Source organism: Bacillus sp. J14TS2, assembly GCF_018333015.1.
In the GTDB taxonomy this organism is placed as follows: domain Bacteria; phylum Bacillota; class Bacilli; order Bacillales; family Bacillaceae_C; genus Lederbergia.
On the sequence record NZ_BORE01000008.1, the window covers coordinates 238,222 to 258,894 of the forward strand.

The window sequence follows — 20,673 nt, forward strand, 5'->3', positions numbered from 1 at the left end:
ATTAAACCGCTGTTAAACTTGTAGGCTTGCTTGGGTCGGTATCAAATAATTTAAATTGGCTGCCAACAGGCATGTCCTTTTCTTCTAATGTTTGTTGAACACTCATCCTCGCTAGGTCCTTCATATTATTGTCTAAGCTTAGATGGGCTAAATAAATCGCCTTCGTGCGGTCGCCAATGCAATCGCACATCGCCAGTGCAGCATCTTCGTTGGAAACATGCCCGACATCACTCAAAATTCTCCGTTTGATATTCCATGGATATCTTCCCATTCGTAACATCTGGACATCATGATTGCTTTCAAACACATACATGTCCGCGTTCTCAATTGTCCCTTTCATTCGATCACTCACATAGCCTGTATCGGTAATGAGAACAAGTTTTTTCTCCCCCAGATGAAAGCTATAGAACATCGGCTCTACCGCGTCATGGGAGACACCAAAGGATTCAATCTGTAGTGCACCGAAGCTTTTCACTGTTTCCATTTCAAAATTGAATTTTTGATCGGTCGAAATCGTCCCTAACTGACGTTCCATTGCACTCCATGTCTTTTCATTTGCATAGATCGGTAACTTATATTTACGTGCCATAATTCCGACCCCTTTTATATGATCGGAATGCTCATGTGTTACCAGGATCGCATCCAAATTGGCTGGGTCTCGTCCAATTTGCTGAAATAATTTATCCATTTGCTTTCCGCTTAATCCCGCATCTACCAGAATGGAATGGTCCTCTGTTTCTATATAAGTAGCATTTCCGGTACTCCCACTTGCCAGTACACTAAACTGCATTGACATTCCCTTCACTCCAATAACGTTTTCTCCTTGTCCGGCTTCCCTTGTATCACTTTTCCCTCATACGCATTGACAAGCATGTCCATTCGTTCACCATCTTTTTCTACAATCACATGCCAAGTCGGTGTTAACACCTGTGTTGCTTCCATATTTACGAGTGTATAATAGCCAAGCTTTACCTTCCCGACGATTTTGCTATCAGTTAAAGCCCCCCGATGATAAAGAGCTCCTATGGCACTACTCGGCGAAATTACTTCTTCCTCTTCGCCATTGATCGGTTCAATCGGATCTAACATCGTTTGATCATAAGAAACAATAGCTCCATCATCATTAAGGTGGAGAATTAATTGGGCACTCTGATTCATAAAGATAAATTTATCTTCTTCCACCTCTTGAAAATAGGTAATCGAATCATCCTCTTCATCATAACCCCAAAAAGCATATTGCTCCCCATTGACAACATTCTCTTGCACAAACTCATTTAAAGCTTCAGATTCATCAAAGCTTTCTAGTGAAAATGGCTTTGCTAACTGACTATGAATGGCCGTGCCATCATTCAATTGAATCTCCTGATCCTTCAAGTCCTTGAACATTTCTTTTGTGAAAGTCTTCGTGTTCGCACTTAGATAATGATCCATTACCGTTTCTTCTGATAGTTCGTCATATTCGACTCCATCCGCTTTCAAATTTTCTGCTAAAGTAGCTGTATTATTTGAGGTCACTTCATATTGCTCTCTTTTGACCTGCAATTGTGTCAGAAGGAACACATCTAAGATGAGAAAAGCAATGATAAAGATGGCTTTAATTTTCCCCCAATCCATCTAGAGCCCCCCCATTTCTTCTTCCATGTCAAAAGGCATCCAATTGCCGCCATATAAATAATACCAAGTCGGTTCTAGCTCCACTACATCTTCATTCGTTGTATCTCTTGAAAGCCGATAGCCTAACACTAAGTCCTGTAATAGCTTCGGGTTCCGCTCCTTATCCGAAAGCAAATAATCAAGGACCTCATCTCCTGTAGGAAGTTCTATTCTTTCCTGGGGAGGCAATGGAATCATTAGCGTAAAGTATGGTCGTCTATATTCAGAAACTTCTTCGTCTCCCCAGATCTGAGTAATCTGTGTCATCCCGTTCTCATTAAACACTGGATAATTACCAACATATAAACGGAAAACCAGTTTTTTTTCAAATACAGACATTTCATCATATCGATAATTATCTGTCCAACCCCCATGCTCATTGACAAAGTCGATACCTTGCTTCAAAATTTTCGCTTGGCTTTGTTCCACATAGCTGCCAGAATCCAGGCCTGGATTGACATATTTTAACACACGCGTGAAGTAATCCACCTTCATCATGCTTGTATCATTGGTAAATTGCACGCCATTAGAAATCTCCTCACGCTGTACTTTACTTGGATCACGGAAAAGCGCATCTTTAAATTCGCTGGGGTCAATCATCTCAGGATAATACTTATATTTTCTCATCTCCAGTTTATTTTTAGGGACATAGAGCAGTCGCTGATCAGGCAAGGTTAACTCCTGATATTCTTGAAACTTTTCTATTTCCTGATCGGTTGCAGCAAACAGCCGCTCTATACGATCGGGATTAATGTGAAATTCATATACTCGATTATCCTCTGTCGAAATAAAATAAACAGATGCTCCTTCCTCCGTTACCTCAGAAGATAAGATAACAATATGGTCAAAAGAAGCATTTGGCGTAGGATCTTCCACTTGAATAACCCCTTTATATACTTCAAAAGGGACTTTACTAGGATAATCAATCACTATCCGGTCAGGGCCATTTTGCAATTCTTGAATTTGCTTGGGCTCTTTGACCTGCCCATTGCCAATATCATAAAAATTCCATGTGCTTATTTCCATAATCGTTGATTGAACGATTTCCCTATTTTGTGATCCATAATGTACATCATCCGTATGGTAAAGAATGCGATTGGGCTTAATGAGCTCAGGAATATCCTTTGGTTCTGCAATCATGATATTATGAATATTTTTCGGGTCCAAAAATTCATATTTAGGCTGATACGTCCATAAGCTCCAAGTCAATCCAACACTTAAAATAACTAATAAAAACAACACTATTGATTTTAATGTCTCATATTTCACAACCAATCATCCCCTTGCACAGGGTCATATGGCAATGTAAAGATAATGGTCGTTCCTTTCCCCTCTTGGCTTTTCGCCCATATATCTCCGCCATGAACACCGATAATCTCCTTGGCAATCGCAAGGCCAAGCCCTGTACCACCGAGCTGCCTTGTCCTGGCACGATCAACACGATAAAACCGTTCAAACACTTTATTTAAATTATCCTTCGGAATGCCGATCCCCTGGTCACTAATACTTACTTCAATATGATCATCCAACACTTTAATCCGTGAGGTAATACTTCCCCCCTCAGGAGAATATTTCATTGCATTCGAAATGATATTATCAATCACCTGTGTAAGTTTATCTTCATCAATCTCTACAAACACTGATTCCTTCGGAAAAAGACGACTAAAATGAACATTCCTTTCCTTCGTCATTTCAAAACGATCAATGATTTGATTTAAGAAAGAACTGAAATTTACCCATCCAGGATTGATGGTGAAATTGCGGCTATCCATCCGCGATAAGTCGAGGAGATCATTCACCAATCGAATCATCCGCTCTGTCTCAGTTCTCGTCACACTTAAAAAGCGCGGCCCCAATTCTTCATCCTTGATTGCTCCCTCTGATAATGCCTCTAAATAACTCTTCATCGTCGTTAATGGTGTCCGTAATTCATGGGAAACATTCGAAACAAATTCTCGCCGCTCTCTGTCTAGTTTCTCTTGTTCTGTTACATCATGCAACACAACAATTAGGCCATTCACAAATCCGGTCTCTCGCTGAATAACAGACATATTCGCTCGTAAAATAAAATAGCTTTCTTTTGAACTATAATCTAGTACAATCGATTCTTGCTCAGCTAACAGATCATCAAAGCTATAATCCTCTTCTAACTCCAATAATTCTGTAATCGGTTGGGAAAGGACTGTTTCACGTGAAACAGTCAACATGTCAGCTGCTCGCTCATTGATCAAAATGACTCTTCCCTTGCGATCTGTCGCAATCACTCCATCGGTCATATACGTTAGCACCGAGGACAACTTCCGCCTCTCTCCTTCTGTTGTTGCATGGGCTTCCTGTAATCCTTTGGTTAGATGGTTAAAGGATTGCGCCAATTGACCAATTTCATCATTGCCATATACACGAACCTTTCGGGAAAAGTTTCCCTTTGCCATCGCCGTCGCTTGCTTTTTCATATCTGCAATTGGTCTTGTAATCATTCGTGCTAATAAAATACCAAGTAGTGCTGTAATCAGCATCGCGATTACTGTACCAGTAATAAAAATATTATTGATTTCACTTAGCTGTTCAAAAACAGTCTCAATTTTTGCGACCAAAAGGATGGTCCCAACCATTTCTCCAGAGATGATAATCGGCGAGGTCACGACCCAGATGCGCCCTTCCTCTTCCTTATCAAACTGGATTTTATCACGACCCTCCTCAGAGGAAAACGTTAGGTTGACCATTCTATTTTGTATTTTCTGGCCAACCAGTCCTTGATTATCAGGCTCAGATGTACCAATGATCACACTGCGATTATTAATCACTTGAACTTCTTCTATATCTGTTGCCGTAAAGTCAAACAGGAGGTTCCTAATCTCGTCCTCAAGTGGCGGGACATCCTCCCCTGTGCGATCTTTATTGATCTCTTCTTTAATATTATATTCTAATAAAGGAAGTCGCCCTTTAATCCCACTTTGGAAATTCTCGACTAATTGATCCTCTAACTTTCCAACAAAATACACACCAATAATTTGCATCGCAATAAGAATTAAGAGTACATAGATCAGTACAAACTTAATGTGAATGGAACGAAAAAAGCCAACTTTTCGCATGGATCCTACTCCTGATCAGGAGTTCGTAAATAATAACCGACTCCTCTTCTTGTGACGATCCACATTGGATGACTTGGATTGTCCTCTACCTTTTCACGCAACCGTCTTACTGTCACATCGACCGTCCGAACATCACCAAAATAATCATAACCCCAAACAGTCTGGAGAAGATGCTCACGCGTCATCACTTGACCAATATGTTTCGCCAAATAATGGATTAATTCAAATTCACGGTGCGTTAATTCAATCGTTTCCCCATTCTTTGTTACGACATATGCATCTGGATGAATGGTTAAAGCACCAACCGTAATTTCGTTATTTCCCTCATCCTCGGAGCTTTGAACTTGCGTATGACGGCGTAAGTTTGCTTTCACACGTGCAATGAGCTCTCTCGCACTAAAGGGCTTTGTTACATAATCGTCTGCCCCTAATTCCAAGCCCAATACTTTATCAATTTCCGAGTCCTTCGCTGTTAACATGATGATTGGCATATTATATTTCTTGCGCACTTCCCGACAGACTTCCATTCCATCGCGATTCGGAAGCATAATATCTAAAAGAATCATATCTGGCTTCATTTCTTCCACAAGTTGTAAAGCCTCATCCCCATCATAAGCACATTGAACAGTAAATCCTTCCTTCTTCAGATTAAACTGTAAAATATCGGCAATGGGTTTCTCATCATCGACGACCAATATCTTTTTATCCATCGCTTCTCATCTCCCTTTCATTATCTTCGTAATGGAATACAGACCCAGAAGAGGATCAGTCATTTCTGGGGTAGTATGTATAATTCTTAAGAAAAAGTCCCTTCTCATCAGTATACTGGGACATGTAATAGTCAAGTTTGATCCAACCTTAAAAATATTCTAGAGAATTCATTCAGATAAAATTCTAGATATCTCATCTATTTTACCATATGAAAAGAGACAGGTCCAAAGGAGTTCGTCACTCTTAAGGATCTGTCCCCGCCATTTTATTCCAAAGGTTTATAAATAACTTAGTGGGTCCTTCAGGTTACCATCTTTATGAACTTCGAAGTGAAGATGAACACCTGTTGCAAATCCCGTCGCACCCATTATGCCTAATTCAGAACCCTTTTCTACCTTTTGTCCAGCTGATACGCTAATCGAATCCATATGCGCATAAACAGTCTGGAATCCATTTTGGTGATCAATGACCACTTTATTTCCGTATCCACCATCGTCCCAGCCTGCTGATACGACAACACCGTTATCCGCTGCCTTAATAGTGAGATTGTCAGGGCGCGCAATATCAATACCTTTGTGGAGAGAACCCCAACGTTGGCCCATTTTACTAGAGACGTACCCGCCATTGGTTGGCCAAGCAAATGTTCCTGAACCACGGTCAGGAACGACTTTCGTTCCTTTTTCAATCACTTCTTTTACTGGCTTTTTAATCTGTGTTTCTTTTTTTGTTTCTTTCTTCTTCTGACTCCCGTTTTCTTCTACAATCTGATATAAAAATCCACTTGTTCCATTTTTGCCTGCTTGCTTGGTTTTTGTTTCCCCTTTTGGCATCTCATCGTTTTCTATCACTTCTTTTTCAAATGGAACCGATTCTTCCTGATACAATTCTTTCTCTACTACAACATGAAGCAATGGCTTCGTTACAACAGTTTGTAGTTCTTGGCCAATTTGCAACACTGTATCCTCTGTAATGCCTTCATTTAGCTCCATTAATTCTTTCGTAGATAGGTTATACTCGTTCGCAATTGACTCTAGTACTTCTCCCTCTTGAACCTCATGTTGTTTTTCTTCCAATGTACCCTTTTGCAGAAATTCCACTGCCTGCTTTTCTTCTAATATATCTTTTGGATCAACCACTACCTCTTGGAGGCTCGTATCCTCTTTCATCTTAATATCGGTAATCTTTGATTCATCTTTTTTTAGGTCAACTGAGGCATCTTCGTTTTCTTGATACGCCTTCCACTGAGCCTCTGGCACATATTCCTGCTGAAAGCGTTCAATTACCTTGTTTGCTACCTCTTCATTTTTCACGTAAACAATTGCCTCATCCTTGACGGTGATAGCTGTTGAGATAGCTTGGATTTTCGCCTTTTCAGCTATTTTTTCCCGAATGGCGTCATCCTCTGATTCTGCTCGAAATACATCCTCTTCTATATATGTAAGGTCATTTGCTAGTTCAAGTTGGTAGTCTTTATACTTTTGCGTTTCTTCTTCAATCAGTTTATCTACTTCTGATTCTACGACAGCTTTGCTGGATACACTGCCAAGATACTCTTCATCCATATACACATGATAAATTGTATGTAAGTTTGTTTCCGCCTGCGCAGATGGTGTCCCACTCATGATAAGTGCTAGCACAGATATGGTCATGATCAGATATGCTCCGACTTTGTTTCTTCTACCATGAAGATTCATTTTCCCCTTATTTCCTCCCTAGATCGTTTTCCACCTAATCTCTCTATCTAATGGTGTGTTTGAACACTACTTAAGTAGGTCAATAGTTTTATTACTCTTTTCGGGTTTACTTTACCATATAAGTATTGGGAATAAAGGATATATAAGACAATGTAATATAAATGTATAATTGATGTCATTTCTTGTAATACGATTGATTAAAGGAACTACGATAACGCTGTTCTTAAGCTATCTCTTGCTTCAAACAAAGGCAGAACCTATTACTACATTACATAACATTCATATTACAATTAGTTTACAATGGATTAGTTTTACATGAGGAAGGGTAAAAAAGGGTATAAAAAAAGCATTGCGAGAGGCTACGTCATCGCAATACTCCTTGAGGAAAAATGTAATGAATGTTTTTTATATTATCATGAACATTCCTACTTGGCAACAGTTTTCGACAAAATCACAGTAAAACTAATTTTATTACAGTCCTTTTTGGACAAAAGGAGAACAAGGACCTAGTGAATAGAGATGTAATTCATGCATGGCTCTTGTGCAAGCAGTATAAAACAAATTTCTCTCCATTTCCCTGCCATATTGCTGTTCTGAGGCATTGTAGAGAATAACCGCATCAAATTCAATTCCCTTCGCGAGGTAGGCAGGTAAAATAATCGTCCCTTTTTCGTATGCATTCGTTTCTTTTTTCATTAAGCGTACTTGGATCTGCTCTTGGAGCTGTTCATAAGCTTCCTGACTCTCCGCGGCTGTTTTACAAATGATTGCAATGGTCTCATGACCTTTCTCCTGCAACTCTCCTACACGCTTCACGATTCCTTCATGTAAAGATTCAGGGCTTTTTACCTTCGTGACCGTTGGCTCCTCACCATTCCGGTTAAAAGGTTCAATAAGCTCCCCACCCTCAATCATATTGCGCGTAAATTCTACAATTTGCTTAGTCGAACGATAGCTTTTTGTGAGAACGATCTTTTCTTCCCCCTCAAGCTCAGCATTCAATAATGTAGGGGCATGCATAGAATGAGCATAAATGGCTTGATTCATATCACCCAAAATCGTCATTTTACTATTGGGAAATTGTTGTCGTAAAAATTCAAACTGAAAGGGAGAATAATCTTGTGCCTCATCAATAAATAAATGGCGGATGAATGTGTTCGCCTTTCTTCCCTCTAGTTGATCTTGTAAATATAGATAAGGTGTCGCATCTTCATAAGGGATCACCCGCTGATCGATCTGGTTGATCGTATATGCGCGAATCTGCCTCCAATCTTCAGTCCCTGTCATTGTATCTGCTGAAAGAAATTGACGATACAGAGCTTCAATATGACATATCTTCAATCCCTTCAACTGGCGGCGAATGGATTTTAAATGTTCACTGACAATCTTCTTCTTTAAAAATCGCTCTTCCTGTTCTATATCACCAAAATCTTCTTCTTCCTTTTGTGTTTGGCGGAAGGCCTCTAAATAGTCCTCTTTATCTAAAAGCTCTGCTTCTTCTAAAACCCAATCCTTATCCCTTTCCTTTTTGGCAAAAGCGGACAGATCCTTTAGCAGTTTTTCTGCTGTGAGCTTGAGACGATTGGGAATCGAAATCTCTGGGTCAAGGGAATAAAATAAATCGTGAATTTCTTCGCTCGAAAAAAGTACTTCCCCACGGAAATAAAAGGTTTTAAAAATAAGGCCTTGAGTGGACAGCTTTGCAACATATTCATCGATTAATTTTTTGTAATCAATACTGGTTTTTAAGCGAATCCCCTTTACACGCTGCTCGTATTCCGGTTCATCCATAGCAGTTAATGTATATTCAATTTGTGAATAGGCGTCTTCTACAGAGAAAGCTTTGCCAAATCGAGAATGAAGATATTGCTGATATGTCGTTTGGACCATATTGTCCTCGCCCAATTCAGGTAGTACAGTAGCAACATAGCTATTAAATAGTGGATTAGGAGAAAAAAGCATAATATTTTCCGATGTAAGTGTGTGGCGATAGCGATAGAGTAAATAAGCGACACGTTGCATAGCTGCCGAGGTTTTTCCACTGCCGGCAACGCCTTGTACAACTAAATATCGACTTTTCTCATTACGAATAATATGATTCTGCTCCCGTTGGATCGTCGCGACAATACTTTTCATTTGGGTATTGGCCGTTCCACCTAATACTTCTTGCAACAATTGATCACCAATCGTTACACCTGTATCAAACATTCCCTTTAGCTTACTGCCTTTAATGATATATTGTCTCTTCAACCTCATATTTCCTTCAATTTCGCCAGATGGTGTGCGATAGGATGCCACTCCTGGTGAATGATCATAATAAAGACTGGAAATGGGAGCTCGCCAATCAAAGATTAAAAAGTCTTCATCTTTTTGATCCATTAAAGAGGTGATCCCAATATAAATCTGCTCAACCTCTGGTTCTCCTTCCTCATGAAAATCAATCCTGCCAAAATAAGGCGATTGATTCAATTGCAAAAGTTGCTGGACTTTTTTATAGGATTGCTTATGATTTCGTTCTTGTTCGGCTAACAGTTCAGACTGCTGCTTAATGCTCGCAAAGGTCTCAATCACATCATCAGGATGATCTAAATTAATCGTGACATCCTTCCAAAAATCCCGTCTAAGCTCAATAACCCCTTCCTTTAATCCGCCCATTTGTTCCTGGAGCTTTTCAAGCTTTGCCTTAATCACCTGTTGAATCATCTCAATGCGGGCTTGCTCCCTTTGCCACTCCTCATTCCGCTTCTCCACCAACAACACTCCTTTATTGAAATTATATGCTTGACATCCCATGTGACTTGTAGTAAAATATAAGTTGGATAGATATATTTTACTTATATATAGTTTTGACGCATTCTTTAATATAGCATATCTATGGGAAAATCTCAACATGTATTAACGAAGTAGATCTAAGTAATAATCCGCGCTCTATATTGACAGAATATTCACTCATTACGACTCACTCCTAATAAGTTCCCCTTTAAGTTATTACACCTCTATCATCCTGAAGATATTAAATTTAGGAATCGCTCCACCTCTGGCAGATCATAATTTATGTTTAACTAATAACATCTTTAATAAGACTAGAAATTATTTACTCTTAACAAACGAGGTGAATGATTATGAATGCTAATTCGGTATTTAATGGATTTATAAGTAAGACTGAAATTGACCCAAAAAAGGATTATGAAGACTTATTATTAAGGGCTTATCATTTAGTAAAAGAGGAAGTCGTACAATCAAACTACTCTATAAACTATGTTCGGCTTGCACATAAAATATTTGGATATTTAGGGGACGATGGTTTAAACGAAAGAATAGAGCTAATGAAAAAATATCTACAACACGGGGGTAATCTTAATTCAAAAGAAGATACATTTTGGGCAAATTGGGAACTCATTGACAACCTTGCTCTCTTAAAAAGATATAAAGAAATGATACGAGAACAACGGCGCTTTTTAGATTGGGCAAAGGAAAACATGAAGCTCGATAATTGGATAAAAGTAATGTATGACAGTACTCAAGCGGTTGGATGGGTTCACGAAGAGCAAGAAGATGAGTGGTTTCAAATCTATTACGATTTAATGGCTAGTGTTGAGCCGACGGAACAAAATCGCCAAAACCGGGTGTTATATGTAGAAACGGCTACTGGGCTTTTTGCCTTTAATCTAAAAAGGTATGATGAGGCTTTAAAAGAAATTAAGCGCTACAAAAATATATTATCTGAAGATACTTCATGGACTGAATTCAGGAAATTTTCAATTCGGCGCATTTCTTATTTATTAGAAGTGTATAGTGGCAAAAATCAAATCGAGAAATATGATGAGACAATTAAAGAGGCTATTGCAAAAATAGAATTATATATCAAACAATACGATGAAGGATTGTCTGTCGATATTGATGAAGTATGTGATATGGCTCATGAGATTGGGACATGTCTAATGTGGGAGAAAAGGTATCAAAAGGCAATGACGTTATTTGAGTACGCAATTGAGTATCAAGGAACTGGAATCACTCACTTTTTTTATGCAATTTGTATTTGGGCAACGCAAAAAAATAGAAAAGAAACTATTCACCATTTACAATTAGCTGATTTAAAAGTTCAAGGAAATGAAGGGTTACGTTCAAGATATATTCATATGTTTTTGGAGCCACCTGAATTTGCAGATATTCGAGAAGACAATGAATTTTTATTAGTTTTTAACAAGTAATTTCGAGAGATTAATGGGATTGTTGCATAATAATAAACGTACCTTTTAAAAATAAAAAGGACAAAATCTAATAGAAAAACAATATGAAGCGAGATACCATTTCTAAATCCTCAAATGGGATACTCCCTTTCTATCATTAAAAAAGGCTGAGACATAACTAAAATGATAAGATTCAAAAACGAACAATGTATTACCTTAGCGCAGGAAATATACGTAGACTCCTGCGGGAAGTGAGAGTTCGGCAAGACCCCGAAAGGCGAAGCCTGAGGAGGCTTGCCACTCGCCCGCGGAAAGCGAAGTATATTTCCGGAGCGAGTTTTATGCACTCTAGTAATTCGTTTTTTTCTATAATGAAACCAATTATGTTCCATCTTCTTTTTTCTTTATGCCCCAGATGGTACGGCTTCATCATCAAAACGCCGCTCTAAGTTAACAAATTTATTATATTCTTTTACGAAGGCTAGTTGAACCGTTCCAACTGGGCCATTCCGTTGTTTGGCAATAATAATTTCAATAATATTCTTGTTTTCTGATTCATGATCATAATAATCATCACGATAGAGGAAGGCAACAATATCGGCATCCTGCTCAATACTTCCTGATTCTCTTATATCTGACATCATTGGGCGTTTATCTTGACGTTGCTCTACTCCCCGTGATAACTGAGATAAAGCGATCACTGGTACCTCTAATTCACGAGCAAGTCCCTTTAATTGACGAGAGATCTCAGAAACTTCCTGTTGACGATTTTCCTTCGAATTCCCACTCCCTTGAATCAATTGAAGATAATCGATTAAGATCATCCCAAGTCCATGCTCTTGTTTTAAACGGCGGCATTTAGAGCGGATCTCACCAATTTTAATACCTGGAGTATCATCAATATAAATTCCTGAATTCGATAAACTCCCCATCGCCATGGTGAGTTTGCCCCAGTCCTCATTGGTAAGTGAACCAGTTCGAAGATTTTGTGCATCAATATTACCCTCTGCACAAAGCATCCTCATCACAAGCTGTTCTGCTCCCATCTCAAGACTAAAGATCGCAACGTTTTCCTCTGTTTTCGTCCCAACATTTTGTGCAATATTCAAAGCAAAAGCCGTTTTCCCGACAGATGGGCGAGCCGCTACAATGATTAAATCATTGCGCTGGAAACCTGCAGTCATTCGATCTAACTCCGCAAACCCAGTTGGAATACCGGTTGTATCTCCTTTTCGATTATGCAATAGCTCAATATTATCATAAGCTTTGACAAGAACATCTTTTATATCTTGGAAGTCACCCGCATTTTTCCTTTGTGCCACTTCCATAATTTGTTTTTCCGCTTCATCTAAAAGAGCTTCAATTTCATCTTCTCGTGAATAGCCATCTTTCGCAATATTTGTTGCTGTTCGAATCAGACGTCGCAATAAAGATTTCTCTTCTACAATCCGGGCATAATAGCCAATATTGGCGGCGGTTGGAACAGAGACAGCCAATTCACTTAAATAAGAAATGCCCCCAACATCTTCTAGCGTTTTGGAAGCCGCTAATTCCTCTGAAACAGTGACCAAATCTACGGCTTTTCCTATTTCAGTTAGTTTCATCATGCACTCAAAAATTTTCTGATGACCGCTCCGATAAAAATCCTCCGGCAACAGAATTTCAGTTGCAAGCATCATGGAAGAAGGCTCTAGAAAAATAGCTCCCAGAACAGCTTGTTCAGCTTCAATATTTTGCGGTGGTGTCCGATCTAAAAACAACTCACTCACGATGATTCCTCTCCCCTGCTAATTACAGTCTATCTATCATTATACTATTTTTCGACAAAAGAATCCTGTTCTCTCCCAATATTCTTTTTGGGAAATCTCTTCCATTCTACCAAATTCCTTATAAGTACCGTATTCAAAAAGGAGCAAGTTCGGCTTTCAAGACGGACTTGGGCGTGTTGTGATAACTTCAGAATATATCGGTACTCAGTCGAAGCTCCGTTCGTTCGCAGTCATTTTCACCAGACTTTTGAACAACTTCTATACATTCTCTAGTTTATATAAAACATGCCTTCTTAATGGATGATCGATTTCAAGTTTTGGATGATTAAATTCTCTTACTTTTCTCATACCAATTCTTTGCATAACCTTCTCCGAATCCTTGTTTAGCAATGCCGTAAATGAATAAACCTCCGGTAGATGTAAAGTGTGAAAGGCATAGTTCAGACAGGCCTTCGCACCTTCCATCGCATATCCCTTCTTCCAAAATGGAGCATTTAATCTCCAACCAATCTCAGTTGAACCTTGGAAGTCGGTATCCATCTTGATCGTCAATAAACCAATAAAACCGATAAATTCCCTCGTTTCTTTTAACTCAACCGCCCATATTCCATATCCCTTCTCTTGAAAATGGCTTTCGAACCTAGCCACTAATTGATCTGATTCCTCTCTTGTCAGTGTGCTAGGAAAATAGCGCATCACCTGCACATCCGCATTCATATGGGCAAATGGAATTTTATCTGTCTCTTGCCATCTTCTGAAACCTAATCTTTCTGATTCAAAGTTATATTCCATTTGCAATCTCCTGCCTTTGGAGCGACAAAACCGCCTCAATAGGCCTTGAGGCGGTTTTTCACGTAATTTTACTTTTCTTCTGAAACATGCACATCTAATGTGGCATTCACATCTTGATGAAGCTTAACCTCAACTTTTGTAACACCCAATGAACGAATGGCATCATCCAATAAAATTTTCCGTTTATCTACTTTAATATTATGTGTTTTTTTCAATTCAGCCGCAATTTGCTTGCTTGTGATGGAGCCAAATAGACGGCCGCCTTCACCTGATTTTGCTGTAAGCTCCACAGTTAACTCTTCCATTTTCGCCTTTAGCTGTTTCGCTTCCTCTAATTCTTGCTGGGCTTCTTTTTGTTCCTTTTTCTTTTGATTATCTAGTGACTTCATATTTCCAGAAGTGGCCTCAGTAGCATAGCCATTTTTTATAAGGAAATTATGTGCATAGCCATCGGCGACATTTTTAACCTCGCCTTTTTTCCCTTTTCCTTTTACATCTTTTAGAAAAATAACTTTCATTCGTCTTGACTCCCTTCTAGATATTCATCAATGACTTGTTTTAGTTTTAATTCGGCTTCTACAACCTCATATCCTTCTAATTGGACAGCGGCATTGGATAAATGTCCTCCGCCCCCTAAGGCCTCCATGATGATTTGCACATTGACTTCCCCTAAGGATCTTGCACTGATCCCAACAAGGCTTTCAGTCCGCTTAGAAATGACGAAAGAGGCTGTAACTTGATCCATCGATAGTAAAATATCCGCTGCTTGCGCAATGGTCACAGGGTTATAAATTTTATTTTCTTCCGCACTAGCGATAGCAATGCCATCACGATATAATTCTGCGGTCTCAATCAATTTAGACCGCTTAATATACGTATTTATATCTTCCTTCAGGAAGCTTTGTACCATCACGGTATCAGCTCCTTGGGTCCGCAAATATGATGCAGCATCAAAGGTACGTGAACCAGTTCGAAGTGTAAAGCTCTTTGTATCAACAATAATACCAGATAATAAGGCTGTTGCTTCTAATGAATTTAATTTTTTCACTTTTGGTTGATATTCCAATAACTCTGTTACAAGCTCAGCTGTCGAGGAAGCATATGGTTCCATATAGACTAGCAGAGGCTTTTTAATAAAATCCTCGCTTCTGCGATGATGGTCCATAACCACAATTCGTTCGGTCTTCCCTAATAAACGCTCTTCAATCACAAGAGAAGGTTTATGTGTATCCACAACAACTAATAAAGTATGATCTGTTATTAATTCCATTGCTTCATCTGGACTGATGAGCTTTGAATACAGATCAGGATAATCCTTCATTTTCTCAATTAATCTTTGAACAGAAATATCAATATTGTCAAAATCAACAACGATATATCCATCAATCTGATTCAATTCTGCCGTTTTTCGAATTCCGATTGAAGCACCAATGGCATCCATGTCAGGGAATTTATGGCCCATGACAATCACTTGGTCACTTTCAACCATTAATTCCTTTAATGCATGGGAAATGACACGAGCTCGCACTCTTGTACGTTTTTCCATCGGATTGGTCTTGCCGCCATAAAACTTTACCTTACCATTTGGCAGCTTAATCGCAACTTGGTCTCCTCCTCGGCCTAAAGCCAAATCTAGACTGGATTGTGCGAGTTCTCCTAATTCGGGAAGTGAGTAATCTCCTACTCCTATCCCAATACTTAATGTCAGAGGAACATTTTCCTTACCAGTTGTTTCCCTCACTGTATCTAATATGGAAAATTTACCTGTTTCCAACTCACGAAAAATCTTTTCATTTAATATGATCACAAACCGATCAGATGATGTTCTTTTTAAAAAGATTCCATGTTCTAATGCCCAATCATTTATTAATGATGTAATAAGGTTACTTAAACCACTCCGAGCCTGGTCATCCATTCCTTGAGTCGCATCATCATAATTATCCATTACAATGATTCCGATGATATCTTTATCCTCCGCATACTGTCTTGCTAAAGCCATTTGTTCCGTCACATCAAAAAAGTAAAGTAATTTTTCTTCATGCTTCATCACGACGCGGAATTTCTGATGACGAATCGTCACAATATCGCTCTCAATATCTTGCTTAATTAATGGAATAAGCTGCTCCCCTACTTCATATAAGGAACGACCTATAAGAGAAGTCTCATTAAAACAGGAGGCCATATAAGAATTGGACCACTCAATATAATAATCATCATTAATGAGTATGATCCCAATTGGCATTTCCAACAAGGCTTCCTCTCCGACCTTTTTCACTCGATAAGAAAGGGTTTTGACATATTCCTCTCTTGCCTTCACCATCTTATTTTCCCAGAAGACAGCAAGCAAAAACAAGGCCAAGAGCATAAAAGCACCCACCAGCGCAACCCATATGTTCGTCAAGCCAATATAAATAAGCAAAACAACTGCCACGGCCATGATACCATATAGTGGATATAGCGATTTGCGCTCCTTTAAATAAAAAGGCATCCCTTCAGCTCCTTTAAAAACTTGTTCCTACACTTTAGTATTCATGCGCTGTCGCAAACTAAAACCTATATCAATTATACCTAACACACTTACAATTGAAAGCAAAAACGGTATAAAAATCGTGGCAACAACCACCAAAATCGGTATGACTATCACCCATCTTTTCACATGGGCATAGTAAAAAACAAAAGATAATCCCTGAATCACTAATAAGAATTGAAGCAGAAAGGTTGCATTCAAAATCACCATTTGAAAGTACGAATTTGTGTCATCTGTAATGAACATCGAACACAATAGGACGATTAAGTATATCCATACCAATGCTTTAGAGAAAGTTACATTACGAAAAGGACGAAATTTCGGAACTTGTACCTTTAAGCGCTTAACAATGGGAAAGTTCACAGCGATCAAAATCAGAACAGTAATAAACGCCCCACCAGCTAATATAGTGGGAGCTATTGAACCAATTAGATTCCCCATCCCCAATAGCTGTTCCCTTAATTCTGTCGATGGCGTTTGTCCCAAAGCTGTTAAGGTATCCATGTATTGATTCACAGTATTCTTAAACATTTGTTGATATTCATCAATGAAATCTAATTGGAAGAATACCTTTGCTGCAACAAATACTAATAACAAACTAAACAAAAACCCTATGCTAGAAGCAATATAAATATTTCCTTTCTTCTCATTCTTCTGTATGCCATATCCCATTATTAATCCTGTAATCCCATATAAAACTGTAATGGTTACACCTAGAACAGATCCTATAAAGAAGGAAAGAATGAAAGCAAGAACAAAAAAAAGAAGCGAATATTTCGTTGGATGCTTAGCAGCATATAAAAGAAACGGCAAAACAAAAAACAATTGCAATAGAATTGCCGAAAATGGCACATAAATGGCTATTCCAAGCATAATCGAGAAAATCGCTAACAACATAGCCCCTTCTGTTATCGTACGGGCATTTCCCACTTTGTCACCCCTCTTAATTCATATACCCTTCTATTTTACCGATGATTGCCATAACCTTCAACCTTGCCACCCTAGATTTAAAAAGAAATGGAGATCGACTTTCCAAAGGGTCATGAATGCGTTATCATTGTTCACCCAGCTATCCAACTATTATCGTGTTTGCTGCATATTCTTTTTTAAGGTTACCAAAAGAAACATTAATTAATATCCTTTTAAAAACAAGAAAAGCGCAAGGCGTCCGTCTATCGGCGACAAGCAATTGTTCCTGAAACGAAGAAGGGTAAATTTCCCCTTCTTCGTTTCAAGGTTATTTTGCGGAACATCGGTAAAGGCTCGACGTCCTGTCGAAACACCGATGTACTCATATCCTGCGAGTCTCTCACTCCTGCCGTCTGTAGCTAGACAGCACGGCGAAGGATGAGCCGATGTTGACTTACGCAAACAGAAGCTGAAAGTTTGCTGGGTGCTGGAGCTAGACGACAAAACTCAAAATTACAACTTATCCACAAGCGACAATTTTGTAATTTCCTAAAAAATAAAAAGAGCAGAAGGTTTTACCCTTACTGCCCTTTTACTTCTATCATCATTCTCCTAGTACAAATGGAAGCAATGCCATTTGACGAGCACGTTTGATTGCGATCGTTAATTTACGTTGATACTTAGCACTTGTTCCAGTTACACGACGTGGAAGAATTTTCCCACGCTCAGAGACGAATTTTTTAAGAAGATCGATATCTTTATAGTCAATATGAGTAATCCCATTTGCTGTAAAGTAACAAACCTTCCGACGTTTACGTCCACCTCTACGTCCACCAGCCATCAAGATAACCTCCTTTTTATCCAAATTCTTGTCAAAGCAACTTCCTTTTAAAAGAAGCAGCTAAATGTATTTCATTTCATCGAATCAATCTCTAAAACGGTAGATCATCATCCGAAATATCGATAGGTTCTCCATCATTTGAGAACGGATCATCATTGGATCGAGTAAAGTTCTGGTTGTTACTCTGGTTGTTGCGCTGACCCTGATTTGAACCATGGGAATAATTGGAGTTTCCCTGATCTCCTCCAAATTGGTTCCCACCAAAATCCCCTCTCCGTTCTGATGTTGAGCTTTTAGGTTCAAGAAATTGCACATTGTCTGCTACAACTTCAGTGATATATACGCGTTTACCATCTTGTCCTTCAAAATTACGTGTTTGAATTCGCCCGTCTACACCAGCCAAGCTTCCCTTTTTCAAGAAATTAGCTGCATTTTCAGCTTGGCGACGCCATGTCACGCATTGAACAAAGTCAGCTTCCCGCTCACCTTGTTGGTTCGTAAAAGTACGGTTAACAGCTAGAGTAAATGTTGCAACAGCAACTCCATTTGGAGTATATCGCAAATCTGGATCCTTCGTTAAACGACCTACTAAGACAACTCGGTTCATCATCAGAATCAACCTCTTCCCGATTTACTTCTCTTTTTTAATAAATGTTCCACGTGAAACATTTTTATTTTTCATCTTTAACAACAATATGGCGAATGATATCACCGCTGATCTTCGCAAGGCGTTCGAATTCCTGAACAGCTTCAGGAGTAGCATTTGCATGGATTAAGTGGTAAAGTCCCTCACGGAATTCCTCAATCTCATATGCAAGACGACGCTTGCCCCAATCTTTTGAATCGATGATTTCCGCACCATTTGTAGTAAGAACGCCGTCAAAACGCTCAGTAAGAGCTTTTTTAGCCTCATCTTCAATATTTGGACGGATAATGTACATAATTTCGTACTTTTTCATCGTATAGTCACCTCCCTATGGTCTATGCGGCTCTTTTATCTGAAAAGCGGAAGCGTCTTGATAGGATAAGCGGCTAAAGACGCGACGTCCTATCGTCCTCCGACAAGCAAATGTTCTTTCAACAAGGAAGTCTGTTTTTTGACTTCATTGGTGAAAGGTTATTTAACCTCGAGGAGCTTGGCGCTGCAGCTAGTCTACGATAAAGAGCAAGGAGCAATTTGCATTACTCACAATAATTCATTCTATCACAATGGCGGACAGGTTGCAATATCCCTAGCACAACCAATAAAAAAATCCGAATGAAGAAACATGATCATGTTCTTCACTCGAATTTTATGTAGCAATTAATGAATAACAACTCACTAATTTTACTTTTTCATTGTAAATTCATGGTCCCTTTTTCCAAATAATTTTGCCTCAATTCGATTATAGATTCCAATGATCCAATTAAAAATAGGCTCTAAATATCGGCTCAAGGACATAATAATCATCGTGACAAGCAAAGCAATTACTGCACCTGCTAGTACATCTGTTGGGTAATGGACACCGATGTACAGTCGGGAAATCCCCATAAAGACAGCCATAAATAGCAGAATACTCCCCCAGCTTTTCTGCTTCCAAAACAAGGCAATTGCTAATGCAAAGGCACCACCTGAGTGATTACTTGGAAAGGAAGGGTCGGTCTCTAATTTATCACTTAAAAAATTCACATCATGATTCACAAATGGTCGTGGCCTGAAATACATCCATTCAATTATTTTATTGACGCCAAGTGTAAAAATCGCAATCGTAAAAGCAAATAAAACAATTTGTCGATTTGTATCTTTATTTTTTGTTGGCACAAACCATAGAAAAATAAAAACGAGTCCAAAAAGAATCGGTCCAAATTTAGAAAAGTAAATAATGAACTGATCTAACCAATGACTTTGACCAGCAAGCTGATTGACTACTTTAAATAACTGATAATCGATATTCATGCTGTTCCCCTTCTCTAATAATCAAGAAATTTCTCATTTTGATTTTTCATTATACCATAGTGAGAAATGGCATTGGGCATTTTCCATAAAAAAACTCGGTGAGTTTTATCCTCACCGAGTCTTTGTTAAAATTCTTCTTCGTCCTCGTTTTCATACGCTTCTAAAGAGGGATTATATAATCGATCGACATCTGGTTCTTCTGCAAATTCTGTTGCAAAGTCAGTATTTCTAAAAGCTGACTCATTCCCCTCTACAACATCTTGATCAAAGAAATAGACAATACTTCCAAGTCCCGCAAGTCCAACTAAAGTATAGACAATTCGGGAAAGACCCGCAGCCTGTCCACCAAAGATCGCAGCGACTAAATCAAACTGGAATAAACCAATTAGCCCCCAATTTATGGCTCCTATAATGACTAATGCTAGCGCAATCCGCTTTAACGTTGTCATGTAAGCACACCTCTTTTATGCCAAATTGAATCAATTATTTGATTCCAGTTTATTATTTGTCTGGCGAGGTGGTTTTATACATAGATATTATCTCCTTGACTTTTCTTAGA

The 20,673-nt window shown here is 38.8% G+C and carries 18 protein-coding genes; 1 reads left to right on the forward strand and 17 read right to left on the reverse strand.

From position 1 onward, the window contains the following. Position 1 precedes the first annotated feature (1 nt). The 7 genes from KI375_RS14300 to helD all read right to left on the reverse strand — a co-directional run bounded on the left by KI375_RS14300 (position 2) and on the right by helD (position 9,901). Entirely contained in the window at positions 2-796 is a 795-nt protein-coding gene (locus tag KI375_RS14300; RefSeq protein WP_212974147.1) for an MBL fold metallo-hydrolase, read from the reverse strand. A 5-nt stretch (positions 797-801) separates the two neighbouring features. Continuing rightward, positions 802-1,614, reverse strand: coding sequence for a two-component system regulatory protein YycI (locus tag KI375_RS14305; RefSeq protein ID WP_212974148.1), 813 nt, complete (start codon positions 1,612-1,614; stop codon positions 802-804). After that, positions 1,615-2,922, reverse strand: a complete 1,308-nt coding sequence (locus tag KI375_RS14310; protein WP_212974149.1) for a YycH family regulatory protein — start codon at positions 2,920-2,922, stop codon at positions 1,615-1,617. It lies immediately after the preceding gene. Beyond that, positions 2,919-4,745 (reverse strand): cell wall metabolism sensor histidine kinase WalK, encoded by a 1,827-nt coding sequence (gene walK, locus KI375_RS14315; protein ID WP_212974150.1) that lies wholly within the window; start codon positions 4,743-4,745, stop codon positions 2,919-2,921. The genes KI375_RS14310 and walK overlap by 4 nt, the downstream gene beginning before the upstream one ends. Before the next feature lie 5 nt (positions 4,746-4,750). Continuing rightward, on the reverse strand, positions 4,751-5,455 hold the full coding sequence (yycF, locus tag KI375_RS14320; protein ID WP_207452383.1) for a response regulator YycF: 705 nt from the start codon (positions 5,453-5,455) through the stop codon (positions 4,751-4,753). Between the two features lie 279 nt (positions 5,456-5,734). After that, positions 5,735-7,150 (reverse strand): M23 family metallopeptidase, encoded by a 1,416-nt coding sequence (locus KI375_RS14325; protein ID WP_212974151.1) that lies wholly within the window; start codon positions 7,148-7,150, stop codon positions 5,735-5,737. 471 nt (positions 7,151-7,621) lie between these two features. Further along, positions 7,622-9,901 (reverse strand): RNA polymerase recycling motor HelD, encoded by a 2,280-nt coding sequence (gene helD, locus KI375_RS14330; RefSeq protein ID WP_212974152.1) that lies wholly within the window; start codon positions 9,899-9,901, stop codon positions 7,622-7,624. Positions 9,902-10,266: 365 nt separating this feature from the next. On the opposite strand from helD, the gene KI375_RS14335 reads away from it, so the two are divergent. After that, positions 10,267-11,361 carry a hypothetical protein gene (locus KI375_RS14335; protein WP_212974153.1) on the forward strand — a complete coding sequence of 365 codons (1,095 nt, stop codon included), beginning with the start codon at positions 10,267-10,269 and terminating at the stop codon, positions 11,359-11,361. 383 nt (positions 11,362-11,744) lie between these two features. Here the strand turns inward: KI375_RS14335 and dnaB are convergent, their stop codons facing one another. From dnaB to KI375_RS14385, 10 genes are all read right to left on the reverse strand, one after another. Then, on the reverse strand, positions 11,745-13,109 hold the full coding sequence (dnaB, locus tag KI375_RS14340; RefSeq protein WP_212974154.1) for a replicative DNA helicase: 1,365 nt from the start codon (positions 13,107-13,109) through the stop codon (positions 11,745-11,747). Positions 13,110-13,367: 258 nt separating this feature from the next. Next, positions 13,368-13,901, reverse strand: coding sequence for a GNAT family N-acetyltransferase (locus KI375_RS14345; protein ID WP_212974155.1), 534 nt, complete (start codon positions 13,899-13,901; stop codon positions 13,368-13,370). 68 nt (positions 13,902-13,969) lie between these two features. Beyond that, positions 13,970-14,419, reverse strand: coding sequence for a 50S ribosomal protein L9 (rplI, locus tag KI375_RS14350; protein WP_212974156.1), 450 nt, complete (start codon positions 14,417-14,419; stop codon positions 13,970-13,972). Beyond that, a complete protein-coding gene (locus tag KI375_RS14355) occupies positions 14,416-16,389 on the reverse strand; it encodes a DHH family phosphoesterase (RefSeq protein ID WP_212974157.1) in 1,974 nt (657 codons plus the stop codon). Before KI375_RS14355 ends, rplI begins: the two co-directional genes overlap by 4 nt. A 27-nt stretch (positions 16,390-16,416) precedes the next feature. Then, the gene (locus KI375_RS14360; RefSeq protein ID WP_212974158.1) at positions 16,417-17,358 is read right to left on the reverse strand and encodes a YybS family protein; all 942 of its coding nucleotides are present in this window, start codon (positions 17,356-17,358) and stop codon (positions 16,417-16,419) included. Positions 17,359-17,941: 583 nt separating this feature from the next. After that, entirely contained in the window at positions 17,942-18,178 is a 237-nt protein-coding gene (rpsR, locus tag KI375_RS14365) for a 30S ribosomal protein S18 (protein WP_207452391.1), read from the reverse strand. 91 nt (positions 18,179-18,269) lie between these two features. Continuing rightward, on the reverse strand, positions 18,270-18,788 hold the full coding sequence (gene ssb / locus KI375_RS14370) for a single-stranded DNA-binding protein (protein ID WP_212974159.1): 519 nt from the start codon (positions 18,786-18,788) through the stop codon (positions 18,270-18,272). 61 nt (positions 18,789-18,849) lie between these two features. Beyond that, on the reverse strand, positions 18,850-19,137 hold the full coding sequence (gene rpsF / locus KI375_RS14375) for a 30S ribosomal protein S6 (protein ID WP_212974160.1): 288 nt from the start codon (positions 19,135-19,137) through the stop codon (positions 18,850-18,852). A gap of 368 nt (positions 19,138-19,505) precedes the next feature. Then, positions 19,506-20,114, reverse strand: coding sequence for a phosphatase PAP2 family protein (locus tag KI375_RS14380; protein ID WP_212974161.1), 609 nt, complete (start codon positions 20,112-20,114; stop codon positions 19,506-19,508). Between the two features lie 125 nt (positions 20,115-20,239). After that, positions 20,240-20,563, reverse strand: coding sequence for a DUF378 domain-containing protein (locus KI375_RS14385; protein WP_212974162.1), 324 nt, complete (start codon positions 20,561-20,563; stop codon positions 20,240-20,242). Positions 20,564-20,673 lie beyond the last annotated feature (110 nt).

Coding starts and splice junctions, on each gene's coding strand:
- KI375_RS14325 (WP_212974151.1), bottom strand. CDS start 7,150: ATGAATCTTCATGGTAGAAGAAACAAAGTCGGAGCATATCTGATCATG.
- yycF (WP_207452383.1), bottom strand. CDS start 5,455: ATGGATAAAAAGATATTGGTCGTCGATGATGAGAAACCCATTGCCGAT.
- walK (WP_212974150.1), bottom strand. CDS start 4,745: ATGCGAAAAGTTGGCTTTTTTCGTTCCATTCACATTAAGTTTGTACTG.
- KI375_RS14335 (WP_212974153.1), top strand. CDS start 10,267: ATGATTATGAATGCTAATTCGGTATTTAATGGATTTATAAGTAAGACT.
- rpsR (WP_207452391.1), bottom strand. CDS start 18,178: ATGGCTGGTGGACGTAGAGGTGGACGTAAACGTCGGAAGGTTTGTTAC.
- KI375_RS14355 (WP_212974157.1), bottom strand. CDS start 16,389: ATGCCTTTTTATTTAAAGGAGCGCAAATCGCTATATCCACTATATGGT.
- KI375_RS14380 (WP_212974161.1), bottom strand. CDS start 20,114: ATGAATATCGATTATCAGTTATTTAAAGTAGTCAATCAGCTTGCTGGT.
- KI375_RS14305 (WP_212974148.1), bottom strand. CDS start 1,614: ATGGATTGGGGGAAAATTAAAGCCATCTTTATCATTGCTTTTCTCATC.
- KI375_RS14300 (WP_212974147.1), bottom strand. CDS start 796: ATGTCAATGCAGTTTAGTGTACTGGCAAGTGGGAGTACCGGAAATGCT.
- rplI (WP_212974156.1), bottom strand. CDS start 14,419: ATGAAAGTTATTTTTCTAAAAGATGTAAAAGGAAAAGGGAAAAAAGGC.
- ssb (WP_212974159.1), bottom strand. CDS start 18,788: ATGATGAACCGAGTTGTCTTAGTAGGTCGTTTAACGAAGGATCCAGAT.
- KI375_RS14385 (WP_212974162.1), bottom strand. CDS start 20,563: ATGACAACGTTAAAGCGGATTGCGCTAGCATTAGTCATTATAGGAGCC.
- KI375_RS14345 (WP_212974155.1), bottom strand. CDS start 13,901: ATGGAATATAACTTTGAATCAGAAAGATTAGGTTTCAGAAGATGGCAA.
- rpsF (WP_212974160.1), bottom strand. CDS start 19,137: ATGAAAAAGTACGAAATTATGTACATTATCCGTCCAAATATTGAAGAT.